This is a genomic window from Catonella sp. (genome assembly GCF_052169795.1).
In the GTDB taxonomy this organism is placed as follows: domain Bacteria; phylum Bacillota; class Clostridia; order Lachnospirales; family Lachnospiraceae; genus Catonella.
Genome location: NZ_JBQNBU010000155.1, coordinates 1 through 3,095 on the forward strand (window position 1 = coordinate 1; position 3,095 = coordinate 3,095).

The following is a 3,095-nucleotide window of genomic DNA, read 5'->3' on the forward strand; positions in this document are numbered from 1 at the left end:
GTAAATGGCAACTACTAATCTTCCTAGGGCAACAACGAATACTAAAAATGCAACAGGCCAAAGGCTCTAACTGTTCTTAGATTCTGAGCCGGAGGTAAGAAAACAGCCACCGTGCAAGCGGCTTGCCCTTGATGGCTCATAAAAGAACTGCTACACTGCTGTAAGCGGCGGAGAAGAACTAACTGTTCTCATCATCTTCACCGTCGGTAACGACCTTCCAGTAGTTCTTGTTGTGCTGTCAAGGGTGGCGTACTGTTAACACAACCTAAAATATCTACAGTTTTCAAGGTGTAAAAGTGCTTTTTTTTTTACTAACATTTTTTCATATGTCAGTTGACACTATTGCAATAAAAAATGACGATTCGTGTTTTTCTCCAATCGTCATTAGCCAATATTTATTCATTTCTTTGATGTTTTTAATTATCCGTATCTATTTCTTTGATCTTTTTCTCTATTTCTTCAATACTCGGCAAACTGCTCTTATACTCTGCTTCAAGTAATTTAGTAATCTCATATTTGCTTATACCTATAGGTTGCGATATTTGTTCTAATGAATATTCACAAACGACATCGTTTTTATCTTTGCAAATAAGAAGTCCAATCGTAGCATTATCTCTATCAGTTTTTAGCTCTCTATTCACTGCTGTTACATAGAAATTAAGCTGTCCTAAATGTTCCGGCTTAAACTTCTCCGCTTTCAGTTCTATAACAATGTAAGAATGGAGTTTCAAATTGTAAAACAGTAAATCAATATAAAAATCATCTCCATTTATATTTATGTGATATTCTTTGCCTATGTAGGCAAATCCCTCGCCAAGTTCAAGTAAAAAATCAGAAATCTTGTCAACCAGTTCTTTTTGAAGTTCCCTTTCATCATATCCTTCACTAATGGTAAGAAAATCAAAATTATATGGATCTTTTAATGTCTGTCTTGCAAGATCTGATTGCAGAGCGGGTAACCTTTTTTCAAAGTTTGTTATAGATTTTCCTTCCCTGCCATATAATCCACTTTCAATTTGATGTACAAGTACATTCCTACTCCATCCGTTCTCAATAGTTTTATCAACATAATATATGGCTTCATCAATGGTCTTGCACTTATTTATTATCCTTTGATTATGTCCCCAAGGTATCTGTTTAATATGGTTGATAACTCTTTCATCAAATTGGGCTACAGACTGTAGTCCTTTTGAATTGCTGTCGTTATTTTCTATTTCGGCTACACCTTGTAGCCCTTTTATATAAAATGAATACCATCTTCTGATATACTTAATATTTGTTTCAGAAAAACCTTTCATATCAGGAAATTCTTTTTGTAAATCTTTAGCTAACGATTTTATAAAGGCATCTCCCCATGAATGTTGTTCTTGATTTTTTACAATGTATTCTCCCAAAGTCCAATATAAATCTAACAACTCATAATTTACCTTTATTGCAGCTTTAAGTTGGCTACTTCTTACTTTCTCTTTTAACTCTGACAATAGCTTTTTATACTCACTATCACTTGTGATAGACAGCTCTTTATTATCCAAAGGTCATACCTCCTCACTCATAATAATATTTAATTATACCAAACCTATCAATATTTTTCATCTGCTAATTTCCTTCAAGTTGAGTTTTAAAGCTTAATTTTTATCTTATGACCTTGCAGCTTATCTTTCAGCTTTCGGTATTCTTCTTCGGTTAATCGGATATTTTTATATTCTCCATAAAAAGAAAAGGGGGTATCCTGTTCTACTCTCCCCTTTTCTATACTAACCTTATCTAATCTACCCTTATCTATACTGGGTTGACCGCTTGTCAACCGCCCTGCAACCAAATGACAACCAACCTCTTTGATATACATTCCGTTTTTAGTTTGGGATAGGCTCTGCACCTCATTTTCATATAAGGTCGGTTTATATCTGTCTTTACGGATAAAGTTGTTGATTTTCCAATGCGTAATGACGATAATTCCTTGTTCAAAGACAATCACAAAGCCTTTGGCAATAAGTATTTTCAGGTCATCTTCATTCGCTCCGATAATCTTGATGATTTTCTTAGAGTTATTTACAAAGCCGTCATCATCTGCCCTCATTGATAGATGAAAATATAGGCATTGACTACTTAAAGGCATTTCTAAAAATAAGTCGCTATCCACTATCTTGAGTGAAAACATTCTTTTATCTGCCATTTTTCTCTCCTCTCTTAGTTTTTTAAGGATGTCGTGATTTACGACACCCTTCGTTTTTGATGTTATCCCATTTTAGGACTTCATCTTTCCTCTTTCCTGTAATAGTCCTTTGTTTTATCCTTTCGTTTTTCGTAGGCTTCTTGCTGCTCTTGATATTTCTTAATCTGAGCAATGACACTTGTTTTTTCTCCTCTCTTAATTGCCTTGTCAATCTCAATAGATAAGTCTATGCCATGATCTTCATTGACGGTTTTTACGGCATACTTGATATGATTGATACTTTCGTATTCTTCTTTGACCTTTTGAGATTGTCTATTGAGTTTTGATATTTCACTTTCAAGGCTTTGAATTTCCTTTTTCCAGTCCTTTATCTTGATAGCCGATAAGCCTGTTATCTTTTCAAGGATTGCCCTTGCTCTTTTATATTTATCTATCTCATCTTTATGGGAATTGTAAAAGCTGTCTTTGAATAGGGATTTACTGTTCCATTCCTCAAAGACTTGTTTGTTATCCTTGATGATGTCCGCATAGGCAAAGCATTTATTCAGGTTTTCTATTCTTGTGTTTTTCGCCTTAATGTCTTGACTAATCTTCTTATTCCCTTTGCTCCGTCTCAAGCAATAATACATTTTTGTCTTTTCTATTCTTCATCTTCCGGTTCTTCAAAATCATCATTTATGTTTTCTTCTTCAAGATTTAGATTTTCTTCTAAGGAGATTTCTTTTTCTCTTAAATGAATTTCTGTAAGCTCTTTTAGCTTTTCTCTATTTCGATTATCAGAAAGTACATAATCTAAAAAGGCATAGATTAAATCATTGTCGGTACTTTCTTCTGCTCCGGTTATCTGTTTTTCAAATTTCTCAAATACTCCTCCTAGTATAATAATGGTATAGTCATTCAAGACTATTTAGTTAATAAGTTT

2 protein-coding genes and 2 pseudogenes are annotated in these 3,095 nt (G+C 33.8%); all 4 read right to left on the minus strand.

Annotation, left to right across the window (positions count from 1 at the left end; genetic code table 11):
- Nucleotides 1-416: 416 nt before the first annotated feature.
- Nucleotides 417-1,532: a PDDEXK nuclease domain-containing protein gene (locus ACTTKP_RS11865; protein WP_442554098.1), complete on the minus strand. Its 1,116-nt coding sequence runs from the start codon at nt 1,530-1,532 to the stop codon at nt 417-419.
- An 86-nt stretch (nt 1,533-1,618) separates the two neighbouring features.
- Complete coding sequence (locus tag ACTTKP_RS11870; RefSeq protein WP_442554099.1) at nt 1,619-2,173, minus strand: replisome organizer; 555 nt, start codon at nt 2,171-2,173, stop codon at nt 1,619-1,621.
- 80 nt (nt 2,174-2,253) lie between these two features.
- Nucleotides 2,254-2,772, minus strand: a pseudogene (locus ACTTKP_RS11875) (MobQ family relaxase); the annotation flags it as partial.
- A 41-nt stretch (nt 2,773-2,813) separates the two neighbouring features.
- Nucleotides 2,814-3,047, minus strand: a pseudogene (locus ACTTKP_RS11880) (hypothetical protein); the annotation flags it as partial.
- Nucleotides 3,048-3,095 lie beyond the last annotated feature (48 nt).